At 44.3% G+C, this 18577-nt stretch carries 15 protein-coding genes and 1 pseudogene; 4 read left to right on the top strand and 12 right to left on the bottom strand.

Going from position 1 to position 18577, the window contains the following annotated elements:
* Nucleotides 1-108: 108 nt before the first annotated feature.
* The 7 genes and pseudogenes from N4J56_RS29485 to N4J56_RS41375 form a co-directional block, all read right to left on the bottom strand.
* Nucleotides 109-1668 (bottom strand): iron uptake porin, encoded by a 1560-nt coding sequence (locus tag N4J56_RS29485; protein ID WP_317109753.1) that lies wholly within the window; start codon nucleotides 1666-1668, stop codon nucleotides 109-111.
* Nucleotides 1669-1817: 149 nt separating this feature from the next.
* On the bottom strand, nucleotides 1818-2768 hold the full coding sequence (locus N4J56_RS29480; protein WP_317109752.1) for a lysylphosphatidylglycerol synthase transmembrane domain-containing protein: 951 nt from the start codon (nucleotides 2766-2768) through the stop codon (nucleotides 1818-1820).
* Nucleotides 2769-2824: 56 nt separating this feature from the next.
* Nucleotides 2825-4459, bottom strand: coding sequence for a hypothetical protein (locus N4J56_RS29475; protein ID WP_317109751.1), 1635 nt, complete (start codon nucleotides 4457-4459; stop codon nucleotides 2825-2827).
* Between the two features lie 6 nt (nucleotides 4460-4465).
* Nucleotides 4466-5548: a glycosyltransferase family 2 protein gene (locus N4J56_RS29470; RefSeq protein WP_317109749.1), complete on the bottom strand. Its 1083-nt coding sequence runs from the start codon at nucleotides 5546-5548 to the stop codon at nucleotides 4466-4468.
* Nucleotides 5549-5677: 129 nt separating this feature from the next.
* Nucleotides 5678-6094, bottom strand: a complete 417-nt coding sequence (locus N4J56_RS29465) for a hypothetical protein (protein ID WP_317109748.1) — start codon at nucleotides 6092-6094, stop codon at nucleotides 5678-5680.
* A 110-nt stretch (nucleotides 6095-6204) separates the two neighbouring features.
* On the bottom strand, nucleotides 6205-6879 hold the full coding sequence (locus tag N4J56_RS29460) for a response regulator transcription factor (RefSeq protein WP_317109747.1): 675 nt from the start codon (nucleotides 6877-6879) through the stop codon (nucleotides 6205-6207).
* Nucleotides 6872-8330: pseudogene (locus N4J56_RS41375) on the bottom strand (sensor histidine kinase). The gene N4J56_RS29460 and the pseudogene N4J56_RS41375 overlap by 8 nt, the downstream one beginning before the upstream one ends.
* A gap of 186 nt (nucleotides 8331-8516) precedes the next feature.
* Between N4J56_RS41375 and N4J56_RS29445 the strand changes: the two are divergent.
* A complete protein-coding gene (locus tag N4J56_RS29445) occupies nucleotides 8517-9338 on the top strand; it encodes a SirB1 family protein (protein WP_410500384.1) in 822 nt (273 codons plus the stop codon).
* 171 nt (nucleotides 9339-9509) lie between these two features.
* On the opposite strand, the gene N4J56_RS29440 is transcribed toward N4J56_RS29445, so the two are convergent.
* Entirely contained in the window at nucleotides 9510-9950 is a 441-nt protein-coding gene (locus N4J56_RS29440; RefSeq protein WP_317109743.1) for an SRPBCC family protein, read from the bottom strand.
* Nucleotides 9951-10422: 472 nt separating this feature from the next.
* Between N4J56_RS29440 and N4J56_RS29435 the strand changes: the two genes are divergently transcribed.
* Complete coding sequence (locus N4J56_RS29435) at nucleotides 10423-12174, top strand: mechanosensitive ion channel (RefSeq protein WP_317109741.1); 1752 nt, start codon at nucleotides 10423-10425, stop codon at nucleotides 12172-12174.
* Nucleotides 12175-12345: 171 nt separating this feature from the next.
* Here N4J56_RS29435 and N4J56_RS29430 read toward each other — a convergent pair whose 3' ends face one another.
* Complete coding sequence (locus tag N4J56_RS29430; protein WP_317109740.1) at nucleotides 12346-13806, bottom strand: GTP-binding protein; 1461 nt, start codon at nucleotides 13804-13806, stop codon at nucleotides 12346-12348.
* Nucleotides 13807-14018: 212 nt separating this feature from the next.
* On the opposite strand from N4J56_RS29430, the gene N4J56_RS29425 reads away from it, so the two are divergent.
* The gene (locus N4J56_RS29425) at nucleotides 14019-14282 is read left to right on the top strand and encodes a DUF3146 family protein (protein ID WP_015152654.1); all 264 of its coding nucleotides are present in this window, start codon (nucleotides 14019-14021) and stop codon (nucleotides 14280-14282) included.
* Between the two features lie 49 nt (nucleotides 14283-14331).
* On the opposite strand, the gene N4J56_RS29420 is transcribed toward N4J56_RS29425, so the two are convergent.
* From N4J56_RS29420 to ntcA, 3 genes are all read right to left on the bottom strand, one after another.
* Nucleotides 14332-14748, bottom strand: a complete 417-nt coding sequence (locus N4J56_RS29420; protein ID WP_317109739.1) for a pre-16S rRNA-processing nuclease YqgF — start codon at nucleotides 14746-14748, stop codon at nucleotides 14332-14334.
* 8 nt (nucleotides 14749-14756) lie between these two features.
* A complete protein-coding gene (locus N4J56_RS29415) occupies nucleotides 14757-16295 on the bottom strand; it encodes a DUF3084 domain-containing protein (protein WP_317109738.1) in 1539 nt (512 codons plus the stop codon).
* Nucleotides 16296-16468: 173 nt separating this feature from the next.
* On the bottom strand, nucleotides 16469-17140 hold the full coding sequence (gene ntcA, locus N4J56_RS29410; RefSeq protein WP_015152650.1) for a global nitrogen regulator NtcA: 672 nt from the start codon (nucleotides 17138-17140) through the stop codon (nucleotides 16469-16471).
* A 603-nt stretch (nucleotides 17141-17743) separates the two neighbouring features.
* On the opposite strand from ntcA, the gene fabI reads away from it, so the two are divergent.
* Nucleotides 17744-18520: an enoyl-ACP reductase FabI gene (fabI, locus tag N4J56_RS29405; RefSeq protein WP_317109737.1), complete on the top strand. Its 777-nt coding sequence runs from the start codon at nucleotides 17744-17746 to the stop codon at nucleotides 18518-18520.
* The last annotated feature ends 57 nt before the right edge of the window (nucleotides 18521-18577 follow it).

Here is an 18577-nt window from a genome sequence, read left to right as displayed (position 1 = left end):
CGTTCATGCCACCAATCATTGACTAGGATTGCTATAGCCTAATCGCAAGCTTAATTAAGCTGAACAGGTTATTTAATGTTTTTTTAATACTCATTTAAATTTCCGCACTTAGAAGTCAAAAGTAGTACGAATTGTACCGACATATACAGAGCTATTGTTGTTGTCGTGTTCGGGATTAGTAATTATTAATACACCAGGGGTAATTGAAATATTTTCGGTGGCTTGGAGGCGGTAGAATATTTCCAAGTGTGGTGAAGTATCTCGATCGCGAAATCTCCCAAAATCGGTATTTGTGACCTTTGGTGGTTGACCGATAACAATTCCACCTAAGCTACCTTCTTTCCCTAAATCAGGAAAGGCAAAGGTGAGAGCATAATTAAAAATTTCTGCGGTTGGATTACCTGGTAAATCTGCGGCTGTCGCATTCGTCAAACCCATCCATCCACCGATCGCAAATTTAGGATTAATCTGCCAAGTTGTAGCAATACCATAAGAATTTGCTCGGATAGCATCGCTGTTTTCGTCAAAAGGATCGTTGGCTAGTTCGCTTCCCGTACCTGTATCTAGCTCGTTGTAGGAATGTACGTAAGCTAAACCTAACTCAAATCGATCGGTATATTCAAAATACAATTGCGCGATCGCGCCGTAAGCACTACCACCAATTCCAGATTCCGGTTCGTTAGCATCTTCAGCGACATAACCCAGTTGCAGAGAAATCTCCTCAGTCAAATCGTATTCAACACCTACTCCCGTACCCGAACCTTGTCTGTAAATCGGATTGCGCCTACCAAAGCGGGATACTGCCCCCCGACTGCTACTATCAAGGAAAGTATTGACTGTATCGGCGAAGTCATCTATTCCACTACCGAAGATTCCAGCGTAAACTGTAGTTTGTTCGCCAACCGGAAAGCGGTACTCGATGCGCGTTAACTCAAACTGATTCTCGCTATCCTCTTCAAATCCCAATCGCGCCATTGTTGTCCCAGTCGCATCTTCAACTCCTGGGAAGTTATTCGCTTGTATGCGCACCCTCAGACGATCTTCTCCCATGAAACTAGAATTAAAAGTCAGTCGCACGCGATCGCTCAAAACTAAATTGCTATCTACTTTTTCACCACTACCATCTGCTTTTTCGTCACCTACAGCGCCACTGACAGAAAAGATGACTTGACCTGAGAGAGTTGTGGTTGTAGAAAATTGTTGTGCTTCAAGCTGTTGGGTTTGACTTTCTAATTCCTCTACTCTTCTTATTTGTAGACTAGCTAATTCAGTAGCAAATTCTGTTTGCAGTCTTTGTAATTTAGTGAGGTCTGCTTGACTCACCCGTTCAACGTCACCTGTAGCAATTAGTTTTGCGATCTCAGTGAGAAGAGTATCTAAAGTAGCGGCAAATTCATAACGTGTGAAGCTGCGATCGCCATTCAAATCAATTGCCGGATGATAGCGTTGGCTAAGAAATTTTAATGTTTGCCATTGCCAATCATCAGTGTTGATATTGTCGAGTTGGGAAACAGGAGTTATTCGGTCGAGGCTGTTAGATTCGTAAGGTGCGGTCGCTTTAAAACTAGAAGATAAGTTATTTGCTCGCTCTAAATCTGTATTTTCTTGCTTCAACTCGCTGGCAAATACACTATTTGTTAGTGCAAGCGTTGCACCAAATACAAACATGCTTGTACGAATATTATTGCTAATAATCTGTAACACGATTCCTGCGACTAGAAACACTCAATAGAATATACATGAATTTTCTTCACAGGCGCAAGACTACTCTATAAAAGTAACAAACTTGTGAATTTAAGATGAGATTTTTCTCATCTCTACTTCTCTGGAAAAAGATTGCGAACAGTTGATAAATATTGTCCTAAAAAAGGTAAACCACCAATTGCAGGTAGTAAGTAGCGAGACGTGCATAGTAAACCTAAAGCAGCTGCCGTAGGAGCATTAAAATAGGGTTGGTAGAATGCAATTAATGCAGCATCACGAGTACCAACACCAGCAAACGTCAGCGGTAATAATCCTGCTAAAATCGCTAATGGAGAGAGCGCAAGATTGGCTAAAAATGGTGTCCAGGCTTTTAGAGCCAGAATGAAAAACCAAATTTGTAATAAATGTAAAAACCAAATAAAAATAGACGTTAAGGCGATTTTGAATAAATTGGCTCGATCGCGCCAAAAGTAATGATGCATTTCTTCCCAAGAAAATTGCAATTTTTGAATTTTAATTTTCAGTTTCTTGGTGGCGATCGCTTTACTTAAAACAAAAAATATTTGAGCGAACTTAGGAGAACTGAGTAAGAGTAACCCAAGGGTTAGACCTAATCCCACACTGACTGTCATTAGCCAAAATAACCAATTTTTATAAGGATAAAGAATTAAACCAAAAACACACCATAATAATAATGATAGTAAATCGCAAGTTTTCTCAAAAACTACTAAAGATAAAGACAAAGAGCCAGTTAAATGCCCTTGCTGTCGCATAAAATAAGCTTTAGCAATATCGCCCATCTTTGATGGTAAGACCATATTAAGTACGCTAGCAGCTAAAATTAGTTTATTGGCTTCTCCAAAGCTTAGTTGAGCTTGTTTAGGAGCTAGTTGCTGCAATCGCCATGCTGTAATAGTTGTTATGGGTACGACCATACATAGACTGACTATTATCCAGTAAATGTTTGAGTTTTGAAATACTTCGATGAGATTAGTAAAGTCGATTTTCCAATAAATAATTACTAAAATTATTAAGCTAACTACAATAGAAATTATTCGTTTCATATCTATAACTAAAAAATTTCCCATTTCTTGGAGAGATGATGTATTAACAATACTTTCTAAAAATACCGTTCTAATTTTAGCGATTCACCTGGGGCGAGTTGTTTGACTTCTTCAGTCAAATTCCATTCAGTTTGCAATTGACCAATTTGAAAAGTCCGACTCATAACAACATAAATTGAAGTGCGATCGCAACCAATATCAGCAGCTATAACATTTTCCCAGGTCTTAGCCTTCAATTCGTCAATTACGTGTAATTTCCCATTTTCCCAGAGCAGTTGACGTTGAAACCAGAATGGTGCGTCTTTCTTGCCAACAATCAATACTTTTTGTAACAGCTTCCGAATCAAATTAGGAAAAAATCGTCCGAAGCCCAGCATAACTATGCGTAATATCATTAAGTTGGCTGGTGTCATTTGTTTTTGTTTCGCCCATCCCAACTGTCCTTGAATTATAATTTTGTTGTGTTCTAGATTGATCGCATAATTTCCTACTAAATGTCCAACTGCATTCTTAATTTTTTTACCTTCTTTCATCAACAGTGAAAACTGCGTATCTGATGCGATTAACTGGTTGTTACGAAATAGTTTAAACGTGCCTCCCTTATTCAGTGCTAAGTAGAGTTCGTACGTTGGAGAGTTGGTAGGGGCGAACGGCTGTGCGCACGTACTAGGAAGTCGATCTATTAAAATTCTCGCTTCGGGTAGCCAAATTCTACCTGTAGGACGAGATTGAGATAAAGGACGTTGAGGAACAAAATCGCGCCAAGCCAACAAGTAATTCCAAGTATGATGTCCGATAATATGATCGTCACTATAACAAGGTGCTAAACCGTTCGCTAATCCAACTAAAAAAGCATCATTAATTCTTAAAGCATCGGGAAACCATCGTCCAACTAATTCAAAACCATGAGGAAAGAAATTATATGTATTACGACTAGTATATTCTCCCCCGTATGAACCATCAGGATGGACGAACTGAGCAGCTAATTCAACCGCTTTGATTAATGCCTCTTTGATGCGAATATCAGGTTTAAGTTGATAAATTCGTGCTAAACAAGAAATAGTTAAAGTATGGTAGCCAGGATCGCAACCTTCATATTCTTGAAACCAACCTTCGCTACTTTGCCATGCTAAAACTCGTTCTAAGCGCTGAACTTTTGCCCGATCCCACTGAGAGGTTTTTAATAGATTTGAAAGTAGTTCAAAACACAAAACAATCAAGGCTTGGTGATTGGTGAGTCTACCACTTTCATGATGTTTTGCCAACCAATCAGCACGTTTAGTAAAAAATTGCAGAGCGATAGGATTATTGAGTTTTAATAGGGTGTAGCTATCAATACAGGCAAGGAGAGAAAAAGCCGCTGCACCAGCAGCTCGTTCGTAGGGAAAATAGTCGTCACAGGAACCATCTGCATGAGCGCTACGGGCAGCATATAAAATTCCTGCTTCTACCCACTGAGGCACGATATTTTGGCGATAAAAAGGGTTATTTCGTAAATCTGTATCGTATGCTAAAGCGAGAGGTAAGACAAATTCTTGCGCCATCCCGCTGGGAAAATCGATAATTTTATAATGCCAAAAATTGCGATCGCAACATCCATAAGTAGGGCTATGGACGTTCCGATCCATCAGGGTTAGAATTTTAGGAATTTGGGCGATCGCTTCTTTAGCAAACAGGTTTTTATTAGTCATTAATCATTAGTCATTAGTCATTTGTTGTTGGTTAACAGTAGACGCTGGCGCTACACTGCGTGAAGACAGTTGACTGTTGAGTGTTGTTTTTTCTCCCCCAGCTCCCTCAGCTCCCTCAGCTCCCCCAGCTCTCTTCTCCTCCCTGCTCCCTTCAATATCTGCCCGTCGTAGTCGTAATTGAATTTCTTCTAATACTTTGCGGTTGACTGCTAAGAGATCGGCAACTAAGCCAAAAAGCCACAATTGTACGCCAGTAATAATTAAAATTGCTGCTAAAATTAAGCTAGGAATACGAGTACGAGTTGTGCCGTCCAGAAAAAATATCAGCCATCGAATCCCCAGCAATGTACCTAAACTAAAAGGAATGCTGCCTAAAATTGTGAAGAATTTTAGGGGCTGATATGTCATGAAAATACGTAAAATTGTAAAGAGCGATCGCTGAATGTAAGTTGGAATGTTTTTAACTAAACGCGAAGGTCTGAGATATTTATTCGTTCTAATCGGAACGGCAGTAATCGGAATACCTTTCTGTCCAGCTTGAATAATTGTTTCTAGCGTATAAGTATATTCGTTAAATACATTTAATTGCATTGCTGCTGCTCGGCTCATCGCCCGAAAGCCGCTGGGTGCGTCGGGAATGTCTGTGTTACTAGCAAGGCGTACCACCCAACTTCCTAATTTTTGTAAAACTTTTTTGGTTGGGGAAAAGTGTTTAATTTTATGAATTGGTCGCGTGCCAATGACAATTTCTGCTCTACCTAATAAAATAGGGGCAATTAATTTAGGAATATCATCAGCACAATATTGGTTATCTGCATCAGTATTAACAATAATATCTGCTCCTGCGATTAGACAGGCTTCTATCCCTGCCATAAATGCTTTTGCGAGTCCTTGATTGTGGTTCAATCTCACTATGCGATCGACCCCAAAATCTTTAGCAACTGCAAGTGTTTTATCCGTACTGCCATCATCAATTACTAACCATTCTACACAGCTAATTCCCGGAATTTCCCGCGGCAATGACGAGAGAGTAATTCCTAACGTTTCTGCTTCGTTATAACAAGGAATTTGAATAATTAGCTTGGTCATACGGTAATATATACAGAATTCATAAACTGTTTAGTTATTTGTCATTTGTCATTTGTGAGTGGTTAGCTATTAGCTCTTATTACTATTACTCACTAGTCACTAGTTTTACTTACTTTTTAAAGAATTAAACTAAAACGTAACAATTACCCCTTCGCGATCGCCTGTATATTCGTAGGTTCTAATTTTACCTTCAGCTAGTTGCGGTTGAATAACTTCTTTAATAATGGTAAAAGCACAACTATTATTGCCAATATCAATTTGCAACTTATTACTGTAAAACTGATATTCTATATCGTTTATATAATTAGCACACATCGTTTTTACCTGCTTATTACTATTGACTAAATTTTGAATATCTTCTATTTTCTTTTCATATTCTTCTGGTGGTGCTGGTGGTTCGGCAGGTCTGCTAGGATTTCTAGGAGTGCGTCGTGGAAGTTCAAAAGAAGGACTGTTGTCTGAGTTAGGAGAGGTAGATTGCGCTGCCACAATTGTAGGCAATGTCAGAAAAGCGATCGCGGCGATCGAGCTAAGAATTAAACGCATAATTAAATTTACAGTTTATGAGAGTAACAGGTAAGTCGTAGATCGGAATTAACTGATAACTATGTACAGACGTTACATGTAACGTCTGTACACTGATAACTGACAACTGTTCACTGCTGACTAACGAAACGATATCCCATACCTCGGACGGTTTCAATCAGATGAGAACTGATTTTTTTGCGTAAATAGCCAACATAAACATCAACAATATTAGAACCAGGATCGTAGTCGTAGCCCCAAACAGCACTGAGGAGTTGCTCGCGGCTGAGGACTTGATTGGGATGCCGCAGAAATGTTTCGATCAACGTAAATTCCTTAGCAGAGAGTTCGACTGAGCGATCGCCAATTCTGACTTGTCGCAGCCGCAAATCTAGGACAAGATTACCTGCTTTGAGTTCCGCAATCTCCTTCGTGACGCTCTGAGTTTTGTCGCGTAACCGCAAACGCACCCGTGCCAGCAATTCTTCAAACCGAAATGGCTTGGTCATGTAGTCATCAGCACCTCCCTCTAGTCCCGCTACTTTATCATTCACATCGTCGCGAGCAGTGAGAATGACGATTGGTAAATATTCTCCTTGACCGCGCAATGTTGATAATATCGTCCAACCGTCTTGTCGCGGTAGCCCTATATCGAGAATCATGAGGTCAAAATCTTTGCTATTGGCTACAAGTAAAGCTTCATCGCCATCCCGAACTACTGAGACTGTGTAGCCATTGGCTTTTAGTCCTTTTTCAATAAAAGCACTAATCCGGGGTTCATCTTCGACGATTAAAATTCTACTCATGAGATGATATCTCTGATGTGGGTTCAACAGGAAGTACGATGGTAAAAGTAGAGCCGCGATGAGGACGGCTACTTAGTTCAATTTTGCCACCGTGAGCTTGAGCGATCGCCCGCACGATTGCCAAGCCTAAGCCAGCACCTTCAGAACGTCTTTGACTTTTGGTAGTGCGAGCAAAGCGTTCAAAAATTCTTTGTTGGTCTGCTAGAGAAATACCTTCGCCCGTATCGCGCACCCATAACCGTACCCAATTGTGTCTCTGCATACAGCCTAAAGCGATCGTATCTCCCGTTGTCGTGTGTTGGGTGGCATTCTGAGCCAAGTTTATCATTGCTTGGGTGAGGCGCTGACGGTCGGCAATAATTGTCCCTGGACTATGGCGATCGATCTGCCAGTGACGATCCGTTGATAGGGCGATCGCTTTAGAGTAAATTTCTGCTACCAAGGTAGTCAGGTCTAATCTTTCCAGCTTTAAAAAGTTTGGTTGCTCCGCCTTAGCGAGGAGTAACAGATCGTCAACAAAACGACTCATGCGATCTAATTCGTCTGTCACCAAGGCTACAGTTTCCTCTCTTTCTTGGGGATCGTCGCCCATGAGTTCCAAGTGACCGCGGATGATAGTAATTGGCGTTCGCAGTTCGTGACTAGCATCGTTAATAAAGTTGCGTTGGCTACTGAAAGCAGCTTGAAGGCGATCGAGCATTTCATTAAAAGTCGTTGCGAGTTCGGCAACTTCATCCGACCCTTTGACAGGAATGCGGCGAGTGAGGTCAGATTCGCGAATCGAGCGTGCGGTTTCCGTGAGTTAAATATAGAGGAGTCAGCGTTCTGCCTGCCACTAACCAGGCAAGGATTGCTGCCCCAATGATGACAAAAATTTTGACTTGAATAATCACTGCCATTGCTTCATCCACTTCTCGGCGTTCCCCTGCTGTCAGTTGAGCGACCACAAAGACTCCGTGAGTTTCATCCCTGATAATGGGGGCAGCGCGATAAAGGATCGTGCCTGCGGTTGTCTCTCTGGCTCCCTGCTCTGGCTGAGTCAATTTACCAAAATATTGAATTAGCTCTGAATTCTGTTTTAGTGGCTCGGGTAGCGCTCTAGGGCTGGAGCGATCGATTTCACCCTCGATGATGGCAATCAAAAACTCATCGTCATCAGGAATGTTGCGATTGAGAAAAACTCTAAATAAAGCTTTAAGGTCATGTTGAAAAGATTTTCCCGTGTTGGGGTCATTGCCCTTAGCTAAAGCTCGAAACTCCTTGACTTCCTGCATCAAAGAGGTTTCATGTCTTGCCTCTAGGCGTGTCAGTAAGACTTGCCGGATGACCAAGGTGGAAAGAAACGCACTAAAAGTTAATAGCAAGACATACCAAATTAAAATGCTGGTACGCAAGCTATAAAAGATCCGCCGCCATTGTTGAGTTTTGTCGAAACGATTTGGTGGTGACACTTCTGTTTTTGATTGCTCAAACCGATTGCAGAATTTTTGACCTCGATCGCTGACTTCCCAAGTTTATTGTTTCTGATGCAACTATCTATGGTTGAGTTCCATAAGACTGACCTTAAGGATGCACCATTTATACTGTGTTGTCTGTTTTAATTTATGTAAAGAGTGCAAAATTATCCTTTGTAATTAGTGATGGTTTCGGTAGCAAGGCAATTTTTCTCTCAAGAGATCGATCGCTCTGACGAGCAGATCGATCTAGCCAAAGCAGCTCTCTACATTGCTCAGGAGGAATATCCAGACCTCGAGCCAGCAGAATATCTCAACGCTCTAGATACGATGGCAGAAGAATTACTAGAGCGGCTACCCATTCAGAGATATCCGTTGCGTGTCATTCAAACTATTAATCAATACTTATATGAAGACTTGGGATTTAAAGGAAATGTTAATGAATATCACGATCCGCGTAATAGCTTCTTAAACGATGCGATCGACCGACGGACGGGAATTCCGATTACACTATCGCTAATTTACCTAGAGTTAGCTAAGCGAATTGACTTTCCGATGGTTGGAGTGGGAATGCCAGGGCATTTCCTGATTCGTCCTGACATACCGGAAATGGAGATTTTTGTTGATGCCTTCAATCGCGGTGAAGTACTGTTTCCCCAAGACTGTCAAGCAAAATTGAGCCAAATTTACGGACAGCCTGTAGCATTACGAGCGGAATTTTTGCGATCGGTGACTCATCGGCAATTTTTAGCACGGATGCTGACAAATTTGAAGTATATTTATTTACAACAGCAGGATTTAGAAAAAGCGCTGGGAACAGTAGAAAAGATTTTGCTATTGTTTCCAGATATCCCAAGTGAAACACGCGATCGCGGTTTAATTAACTACCAGTTGGGACATTGGTTTTCAGCCATTTCCGACTTTGAATCCTATCTTGCCCAAGCCCCCCATGCAGAAGATGCTCCAGTAATTCGCAAGTTGTTGAGTCAACTGGGAAGAGGATAGGACAGTTATCAGTTATCAGTTATCAGTTATCAGTGAAGAAAGGGTGTGGGGTGTAGTGAGTGGCTAGTGGCTAGTGGCTGGTGGCTAGAATTGCTCCCAATCTCTCCTCTGCTCCTCTGCTTCCTCTGCTCCTCTGCTCCTCTGCCCCTCTGCTCCCTCTTCACCAGTCACTCATTTCACTTCCTCTGCAACCTGCTTGAGGCGCTGGAGTTGGGTTTTCATGTCTGCTTGCGTCCAGGGGGCGGCGAAGGTGTGGAAACCCCAGCTAACGATGGGATTGGGAATTTCAAATTCAAAGCGGTTCAGCAGGCGCGTTCCTTGGGGCAAGGGCTGACACTCCCAGCGATCGCTACCTTGAAAAAAACCCTCAAACCCCCAGACAATTAACCCAGGAGCGCGATCGATCGTGATGCACTCTAAAGTTGGTTTAACTAGGGGAATCTGAATAATAAACCGGCTGCGACTACCTATTTCCGTACTCCACTCCCCTACAGGTTCGCAACGCAGGGCTGGGTTCAACCACCGATGCATTAGATGCAAGTCGGTAATGCAACGCTCGACAGCCGTTGCACTAGCAGCAATCTCAATTGATTGTTCAAAGATTTGCGTCATTAGTCAGTTGCCAGTTGTCAGTTGTCTGTTATCAGTTGTCAGTTGTCAGTGTACAGATGTTATATGTAACGTTTGTACAAAGTTGTGAGTTATCAGCGAGCGGTGAGTAGCGCTTGGCTTCTTCTGACTAGTGACTTGTGACTTGTCTTGTTCCCTGCTCCCTCATTTATCAGAAAATTTAATCATAATCTTGACGAGCAAATTGATTTTATTTTGCATCTATCACGATGATGAAAATCTAAAAACTCGCTAATCTGGGGATTCTTTTGGCATAACTACTCACTAAGGTAGATGTGAAATGAGAAACTGAGGAATCACTCTGTATAAGAACTCTATATTTCTCCTCACTAGCTAATTTGCTGACAAAGTACAAAAATACAAGGGAGTTGTAGCAGGATTTCCAATTCTGCTACCAAAAAGAGCGATGGCTGGTACTATCTCCTCATGAAATTTACAGTTAACTCGGAAAATTATGAATGCAATTTGGCACGGGATAACCCACTCGACTAACTGGGATAGACCGCTGCAAGCCTCTTGGCAACATTTGGCGCAAGCAGCACCACCAGTACAGCAGGGACAACAGGCTGTTGAGCGCAGTGTGGATTACGTACAAAATATTTGGGGCAGCTTGTTAGCATTTATTCCTAACTTGCTGGGAGCAGTCTTAATTCTGGCGCTTGGTTTGATCGTAGCTGCGATCGCTAAAGCTATAGTCAAAGGCATCCTCAATCGCACGGATATTGACAACCGCATTGCAGCAAGCATTACTGGTCGTTCAGATAGCCGCGACTTACCCAGAGTCGAAGAACTGATTGCCAACCTAGTCTATTGGATTGTGATTCTCTTCACCGTAGTAGCGGTGCTAAACGCACTTCAACTAGAGGTGGTGTCTCGTCCTTTGGGTGGCTTCCTCAATACTGTATTGAGCTTCATTCCGCGGATACTAGGAGCGCTGATCTTTCTAGGTGTGGCTTGGGCAATTGCGACGATCGTGAAGTTGATTACAGTCCGAGCATTACGCGCTGCTAGGCTGGACGAGCGTTTAGACCAGCGACCGCAAGGAGTAACCCGACCGCCAAACCAAGTATCGCTCAGCGATACGATTGGTAATGCCTTGTACTGGTTTATATTTTTGCTGTTTTTAATTCCTATCCTCGATACTCTTGGTTTGCAGCAAGCATTACAACCAATAGAGGGTTTGGTGAGCGAGATTCTCTCAGCGTTGCCAAATATTTTGGTAGCAGTCATTATTGCTGCTGCTGGTTGGTTGTTGGCTACTGTAGTGCGTCGGATCGTCACCAATTTGCTGATCTCAACTGGAATTGACCAAGCAGGATCGCGCTTTGGACTGCGAACCACGGCGGGAGGGCAATCTTTATCGGGAATTATTGGCACGATTGTCTACGTCCTCATTTTAATTCCAGTAGCGATCGCGGCACTACAACAACTGCGCATTGATGCGATCTCGACTCCAGCGATCGCTATGTTGCAACAGATCCTTAATGCTTTACCACTAATCTTTACAGCAGCATTAATTCTCATCCTGGCTTACTTCCTGGGACGATTCGTCGGCGATCTGGTGACGAATATTCTCACAAGTATTGGTTTTAACAACATCTTCTCTGTGTTGGGACTGCCCACTCTCAGACGCAGAAGCGCCGCGCCAAGTCCCACCTATGAGGAACCAGGAGCAATTCCACCGCCACCAACGACGGGACAGCCAACAGTCATTCAAAGGGAACCAACGCCGACAATCTCCGCTCGTACGCCAGCCGAAATTGTGGGCATTATCGTATTTGTGGGAATTATGCTGTTCGCCACGGTGACGGCAGTTAATATTTTGGGTATTCCTGCATTAACTACCCTGGTTAGCGGCATCATCGTAATTTTTGGGCGAATTTTAGCAGGATTGGTGGTATTTGCCATTGGTTTATTTCTGGCAAACCTGGCTTACAACATCATCACCAGTTCGGGCGATCGCCAAGCCCAGATTTTGGGACAGATAGCCCGTATAGCAATTATTGCCCTCGTCTCAGCGATGGCACTGCAACAGATCGGTATTGCCCAAGATATCGTGAATTTAGCATTCGGATTGCTATTTGGCGCGATCGCTGTTGCTTCTGCGATCGCCTTCGGTTTGGGTGGTCGGGAAATAGCCGGACAACAAGTACGGGAAATTCTCGAATCCTTCAAGCAGCAGCGTAATCTGCCTCCGCGTGTATGAGGAGTGAGGAGTGAGGAATGAGTAGGGTTTAATTGTGCCTTGTGACTTGTGACTTGTGACTGGAATTGCTCCCTTTGCTCCCTTTGCTCCCTCAGCTCCCGATCGCTCCGCGACTCTCTCTTCTCCCTGCTCCTCTGCTCCTGAAGCTCTCTTCCCCGACTCCCTATCACCTCATCTTTCCCTCGCTCCTCGCTCCCCGCTCCTCGCCCCTAATTTCGCGACCAACTCATCTTTAATCCGATTCAGAATAGAAGTTTGGTCGAGGGAGGACAAAATGCGAGTAATGACGGCTTTCGGTCCTTCTGGTCCCCAAGTTGCGCCGTTGGCGAGGTATGCTTTTGTCACTTGTCCGATGCTGTAAGCAGAAACACCCGCCACACCTGCTTGGGTAATAGCAACAGAAAGGTAGGGAGCCAGGGTAATGCCCCCGGTAGCGGGGGTAGCTATACCCAATAAGCTTTTCAGGGAACTTAACCCCAAATTTGCCAGCAATTGGCTGGCACTAATTCCGCCCAAACTCAGGGCGATTTTTTGTAGCAATTGCAAGGCTCCTGTCTGTGTCATCGGAATGTCATATAACTTAGCTAGAGACAGGATGAGGATCGCATCGATCGCAGCTCCACTGAGCAGATCGACCATCATGATTGGGTTCAGGGCGATCGCTACGGCTTTGGTCATGGTTGCCCGCCAAATTAGGCGATCGGCACTGCTGGCACGAATTTCGAGTTTACGCTTGACAATTTGCTCGTTCACGTTGTCGGCATAAAGCATTGTATTGAGAGCAACTAAAGCTTTGCCTTCCCGATGTAAAATTTCGAGAATTTTTAACTTCAATTCCTCAACTTGTGGCTGTCCCTGACTGAGTTGCACGCTTCTGGTTCCATCAGGACGCACGATCGCTTTTTTGGTCAAAGGAGAAGCCGCCGCCATGACAATTTCATCGGGAGAGAGTAATTCTTTGACTCGTTCGTCGCGAATTTTTTGATAGATCGCTATCCGGTCGGCTTGGGGATATTGGTCGATTTTATTAAATACCAACAGGAGCGGCTTGCCAACGTCTCGCAGTTGGGAAAGAGCCTTGTGTTCTACTTGCGTCATATCTCCGGCGATCGCAAATAAAATCAGATCGGCACGATTGGCAATTTGCGCGGCGAGAGCGGCGCGAGTTTCTCCATCAACCTCATCTAAGCCGGGGGTGTCAATCAACTCTACTTGAGAATCACCGCTACTAGGCAAGGTAAATTTAACGTAGCGATCGCCCGTACCAATCGTTTCTTCTGTAACTTCCCACTGTGCTGTTTGAGTGCTGCGAGTCACGCCATGCAATGGACCCGTTTCAAAGACTTGCTGCCCTAACAAAGCATTAAGTAGAGATGATTTTCCCCTACCTACCATACCGAAGACAGCAATTTGCACCACCCTCTGCTCCAGATTTTCCAGCATCGCCTCTAACTGGGCGATCTCTGATTCTAATCCCTCTCGTTCTTGTGGTTTGAGATCGAGACGAGTGACTAAGTTATGAAGAGTATCTTTTGCCTGTTTGTAGTTAATTTCTGCCTGAATATCATCAAAGCCCCAAATTGCCCGATCTAATTCATCGGCTAATTCCGTCTCTTCTAAAGGCTCATGCATAGATGGAAATAATCTCAGTTTTCAGTGACTAGTGACTAGTGACTAGTGAAGACGAAAACTAGGAATCTAGCCACCAGCCACTAGCCACTAACCACTCAAGACTCACTTTCTTTCGTTAGAAAGATCGCTTTCGCCTCTTCGATCCTATAAGTTGGTTTTGGTATTGTGGGAAGTAAGTCATTCGGAAAGCATTTCATAACGGTAGTATCATTGTGAGTCGTAAACGATTACCAGAAACTGTTGCCCACGTTCGGATTACACGACAATCTTGGCAGCACGGTTTGCTAGAGGGAGAAGTGTGCGCTGGTAATTTTGAGTGGCAATTCCAGTGGCGATTTCACCGAGGCGAGTTATCTGTTAAACCTTCGCAAGGACGGGCATTGATCCAAGAACCTCTTGGTCGCTTTTTAGAGCAACGGGATTATCAGCTAGAACCAGGCGGAGATTACGCATTTAAGATTCGAGCAGAGATTTAATCGTCATTGGTCGTTGGTCATTTGTGAGTGGCTAGCCACCAGCCACGACTCACGACTCACTTTCTTTGCTTAAATATCTTTCAATGAGCAATATTGCTACAATATCGTCGATCGCCCGTGGGGGTTGACGCATTCCCTGCGGGATGAGGCGTGCAAGACCAGTTGGAGGATACATCTGCCAGTAGCGATCGCGTGCTTCTAAAGTCGTGTTGCGTTCGTCTACCATGACTATTGTTAGCGGTTCTAGTTGCGCTTGACTAATTTTTTGCTGCCACTGTTTGGATGTGGTTCGATCTCCCATAACTAAAAGGGAGATGCGGTATTTTTGGCGCAAGGCTTGAATAGTGGCAATCGCTTCTGCTGCTGATACAACTTGATGGTAGGACAAAGTGCCATCCAGTCCCATCACTGCTACACCGCATTTATCTCGACCAGGATCGAAGCCCAATATCGTAGTTGAGTCCATCTCAATCGCTACTCCCCACTCTCTGCTCCCTGCTTCCTGCTCCTCTGCTCCTCTGCTCCCTGCTCCCTGCTCCTCTGCTCCTCTGCTCCCTGCTCCCTGCTCTCTGCCCCCTGCTCAGTTGGCTGCGGTACACTCTGTTGGGTACTGAAGATCACCTGTCCGTTTTGGATTGCCAGTAGCTCCACAGCTATAGGTCCAGCAGTATAAATATTTTGCGCGGCGATCGCTTTCAATTCTAATGGGCGATCGTAGCTCTGGAGTTGCTCGAAAAAGCGAATTAGGGTTTGGATACGATTGTCGGCAATCAGGAGATTCTCATCCAACACTCCGGCACGTTGAGCGCTAAATTTAGCAGCTTCTAACAACAAATCTATCCGCTGTCTCACTTCTCTAGTTGTCATTACTGCTGGGTTCGCTTCGATCCTAGATAATACTTCTCCAGGTTTAAAGACTTGTTGATTCAGCGCCACATCAGCAAAAACTTGCACCGAACTTTCCCCGACCACATAATTGTTTGCAGCGAGAATGCGGACGAAATAATCTCGTCCATCATCAATTTGCTCGATCAGCTGTTCGACTTGTTTTTCGGAAATTTTGACAACCCTTTGGGAAATTTTTTCTACTCCAGGTTGAGTTTGATTCATCGCATTACGGTTAGCTTCGCGCAAAATTTCTTCGATAGCTTGACGAGCGGCTGAAGGACGAACGATGCGCACTACCCGCGCCGCTAGTACTTGACCCCTAACTAATGCAAGATTCCCCTGACGCAGCAGTTGTAAGTTCCTTGCTAAAGCAATTGCTTCTTTTTCCAAATCTTTCAGTAAAGCTTCTCTTTGGGCAATACTTCGGTCTCGCCGCTGAATTTCTGCGTCTAATTTGGCAATTTCTCGGTCTTGCTGGCTAATTCTTGTTTTAAGTTGGTTTCGTTGGGCAACTAATGCTTGTAATTCTTTCTGGTTCTGTTGAATTTCTTGCCGCAGCCTGCGTGCTTGCCCAGTCACCGTGTTAAGCTGCGCTTGCGCTTGCCGATATTGGGCAGAAACTCGTTCGAGCTGACCGCGAGTGCGGTTGAGTTGAGCTTGGGTTTGTATTTGTTTAGTTAAGGCTGCCCGTAAAGATTGATTAATTTCTTTTAAGCGCTTTTGGGCTGCTGCTTGCTGTCTTTGAGCTTCTATCTGCTGAGCTTTCTGTTCTTCCCTGGCTTGAGTCAGTTCTTGCTCGACTTGAGTTTTGGCTTTGGTAGTTGTTTCTAATTGCTGGCGAGTTTCGGTTAAATCTTGTCGCCTTAATTCCAGCAGTCGTTGTACCCTACCAATTTCAAAGATCCCGTCTCGCAACCTCTTATCAAAAGCTAGCAAAACCCCCAAAGTGGAAAAAGAAATCACCATCCCAGTCAAGATGGTAATCAAAGTAGCTGTGTTGCGGGGACGCAGTTTAAACAAACTCAGCCGCGCTTTGCCTACTTTCGTGCCGATGCGATCGCCCACCGTCGCGATTACACCCCCCAAAATAATAATTGCTGCAATCCAGATGAATCCGGTGGACATTTCTTGCTGCGATTTACATCATCCAGATACAGCCTACCCTAATAATGAGGGAGTAGGGAGTAGGGAGTAGGGAGTAGGGAGTAGGGCAAGAGAAGTCAAAGGTTAGAAGTTAAAAGTCAAAACTCACCTCCTTTCTCCTTCCTTCTGCCTCCTACCCTGGAGCCTTCTGCCTTCTAAGTAAACTGCTGACTCAATATGACGGGGTTGTGAACGGTGATTTTCTTTTTGTGAATGGAGATCATGTTTTTATCGCGCAAGTCTCCTAGCAAGCGGGTGACGGTCACGCGGGTGGAACCAATAGCTTCTGCGATCGCCTGATGAGAAAGCTTGAGATCGACCGTGATCCCATCTGGACTGGGAAGACCGAAATCGCGGCAGAGAATTAACAAGAAACTGACTAAGCGCGAACCCATATCGCGGTGAGCCAGGGTTTCAATCATCATTTCCGTTTGCAAGATCCGCGAAGATAAGCCCCGCAGCATTAACATTGACAGATCGGGATTTTCTTTCAGCGCTTGCTCGACTTGCTCGATTGGTGCTGATAGTAACTCCACTGGCGTAAAAGCTACTGCATGATAAAAGCGATCGCTTCGATTGCCTGTCAGCAGCGACAGCACGCCGAATACGCTATTTTCTCGCAATAGTGCAACGGTGATCTCTTCTCCTGCTTCATATACTCTAGACAACTTCACCGCGCCTTTGAGTAAGAAATAGACCCGTTCTGCCGGATCGCCAGGAAAAAATATTGTTTTGCCCCGTTCAAAGACTTCTACGACTGGTGGAAACGAACCAGCTCCTACCTGCCGAAATACCTGTGCTAGCGGTCTATCTTGCGTCACGACCATATTCCTTGCCCAACCAGATGTCCGTAAAGACTACACCAGATAACATCATCATTAAACAGATCGAGTCAAAATCCAGAAGATCTGCTCTTTATGCATCTAAATCAGAATCTTCCAGTTTGTTTGTATTCAAAGCTACAAAAACTTGAATAGACCGCAAAGAACTCGATTCCAAAGCAAAAATGGCAAAGTATTGTATCCTCAAATCTCAATTACTTAGCATAAAAACTACTTGCCAGTATATCTTAAGCGAGAATAAGGCATTTTACTTAAATTCTAGCTAATTGATTTGAAAAATTGTGAGTTATGAAAAAGTGAGGGGTGAGGAGCGAGGAGTGAGGAGTGAGGGGTGAGGAGCGTAGACGCGACAGCGGCTTCTCGGAGAGTGGAGCGAGGAGTGAGGGAGAGAAGAGAGCGCAAGGTTGCTGAGGGAGCGATCGGGAGCTGAGGGAGAGTCGCCCAGAAAGAAATTTAAAATCTTTACACCCCACCCCCACACCCCACACCCCACACCCTTTCTTCACTGGTCACTGGTCACTGGTCACTGGTCACTGATATAGGTGTATGCTGCTAATGTGTTTCCTGACGTAGCCTGACACAGTTTGTATGCTAGATTTAACTGGAAAAAATGCCCTTGTAACTGGCATAGCCAATAACCGCTCCATTGCTTGGGGGATCGCCCAACAGTTACACAAAGCTGGTGCAAATCTGGGGATCACCTATTTACCAGACGAACGCGGCAGGATGGAAACAAAAGTTGCCGATCTAGTAGCTCCCCTGAACCCCAGCCTGTTTTTGCCCTGTGACGTGCAGAATGAAGCGCAGATTCAATCTACCTTTCAGGCGATCGCAGAAAAATGGGAGAAATTAGATATTCTAATCCATTGCCTTGCCTTTGCTAACAAGGATGACTTGAGCGGAGATATCAGCGGTACTTCGCGCTCGGGTTACGGTAAAGCTCTAGATATTAGTGCTTACTCTTTACTACAATTGAGCGGAGCTGCTAAACCCCTGATGACAGCAGGGGGTAGTATTGTCACTCTTACATATTTAGGCGGCGTGCGAGTAATTCCTAACTACAACGTGATGGGAATTGCTAAAGCAGCTTTAGAAATGAGCGTGCGGTATCTTGCATCTGAAATGGGACCGCAAAACATCAGGGTGAATGCTATTTCCGCCGGTCCAATTCGTACCCTAGCTTCTTCAGCAGTAGGTGGAATCTTAGATATGATTCATCATGTCGAGCAAGTTGCTCCCTTGCGTCGCACGGTGACGCAGACTGAAGTGGGTAACACCGCAGCTTTCCTGTGCAGCGACTTAGCTAGCGGTATCACGGGTCAAGTGATATATGTCGATGCTGGTTACGAAATTATGGGCATGTAAATAAAGAAACCTACCCAATACTTGGGTAGGCGAAACTGCTCAAAACTATTTTTGTAT

Source organism: Chroococcidiopsis sp. SAG 2025, assembly GCF_032860985.1.
Taxonomy (GTDB): domain Bacteria; phylum Cyanobacteriota; class Cyanobacteriia; order Cyanobacteriales; family Chroococcidiopsidaceae; genus Chroococcidiopsis.
The sequence above is the reverse complement of the archived record's forward strand: the minus strand, read 5'-3'. Positions and strand labels throughout refer to the sequence as shown.

Coding starts and splice junctions, on each gene's coding strand:
- N4J56_RS29485 (WP_317109753.1), bottom strand. CDS start 1,668: ATGTTTGTATTTGGTGCAACGCTTGCACTAACAAATAGTGTATTTGCC.
- N4J56_RS29480 (WP_317109752.1), bottom strand. CDS start 2,768: ATGAAACGAATAATTTCTATTGTAGTTAGCTTAATAATTTTAGTAATT.
- N4J56_RS29475 (WP_317109751.1), bottom strand. CDS start 4,459: ATGACTAATAAAAACCTGTTTGCTAAAGAAGCGATCGCCCAAATTCCT.
- N4J56_RS29470 (WP_317109749.1), bottom strand. CDS start 5,548: ATGACCAAGCTAATTATTCAAATTCCTTGTTATAACGAAGCAGAAACG.
- N4J56_RS29465 (WP_317109748.1), bottom strand. CDS start 6,094: ATGCGTTTAATTCTTAGCTCGATCGCCGCGATCGCTTTTCTGACATTG.
- N4J56_RS29460 (WP_317109747.1), bottom strand. CDS start 6,879: ATGAGTAGAATTTTAATCGTCGAAGATGAACCCCGGATTAGTGCTTTT.
- N4J56_RS29440 (WP_317109743.1), bottom strand. CDS start 9,950: ATGACGCAAATCTTTGAACAATCAATTGAGATTGCTGCTAGTGCAACG.
- N4J56_RS29435 (WP_317109741.1), top strand. CDS start 10,423: ATGAATGCAATTTGGCACGGGATAACCCACTCGACTAACTGGGATAGA.
- N4J56_RS29430 (WP_317109740.1), bottom strand. CDS start 13,806: ATGCATGAGCCTTTAGAAGAGACGGAATTAGCCGATGAATTAGATCGG.
- N4J56_RS29420 (WP_317109739.1), bottom strand. CDS start 14,748: ATGGACTCAACTACGATATTGGGCTTCGATCCTGGTCGAGATAAATGC.
- N4J56_RS29415 (WP_317109738.1), bottom strand. CDS start 16,295: ATGTCCACCGGATTCATCTGGATTGCAGCAATTATTATTTTGGGGGGT.
- ntcA (WP_015152650.1), bottom strand. CDS start 17,140: ATGGTCGTGACGCAAGATAGACCGCTAGCACAGGTATTTCGGCAGGTA.
- fabI (WP_317109737.1), top strand. CDS start 17,744: ATGCTAGATTTAACTGGAAAAAATGCCCTTGTAACTGGCATAGCCAAT.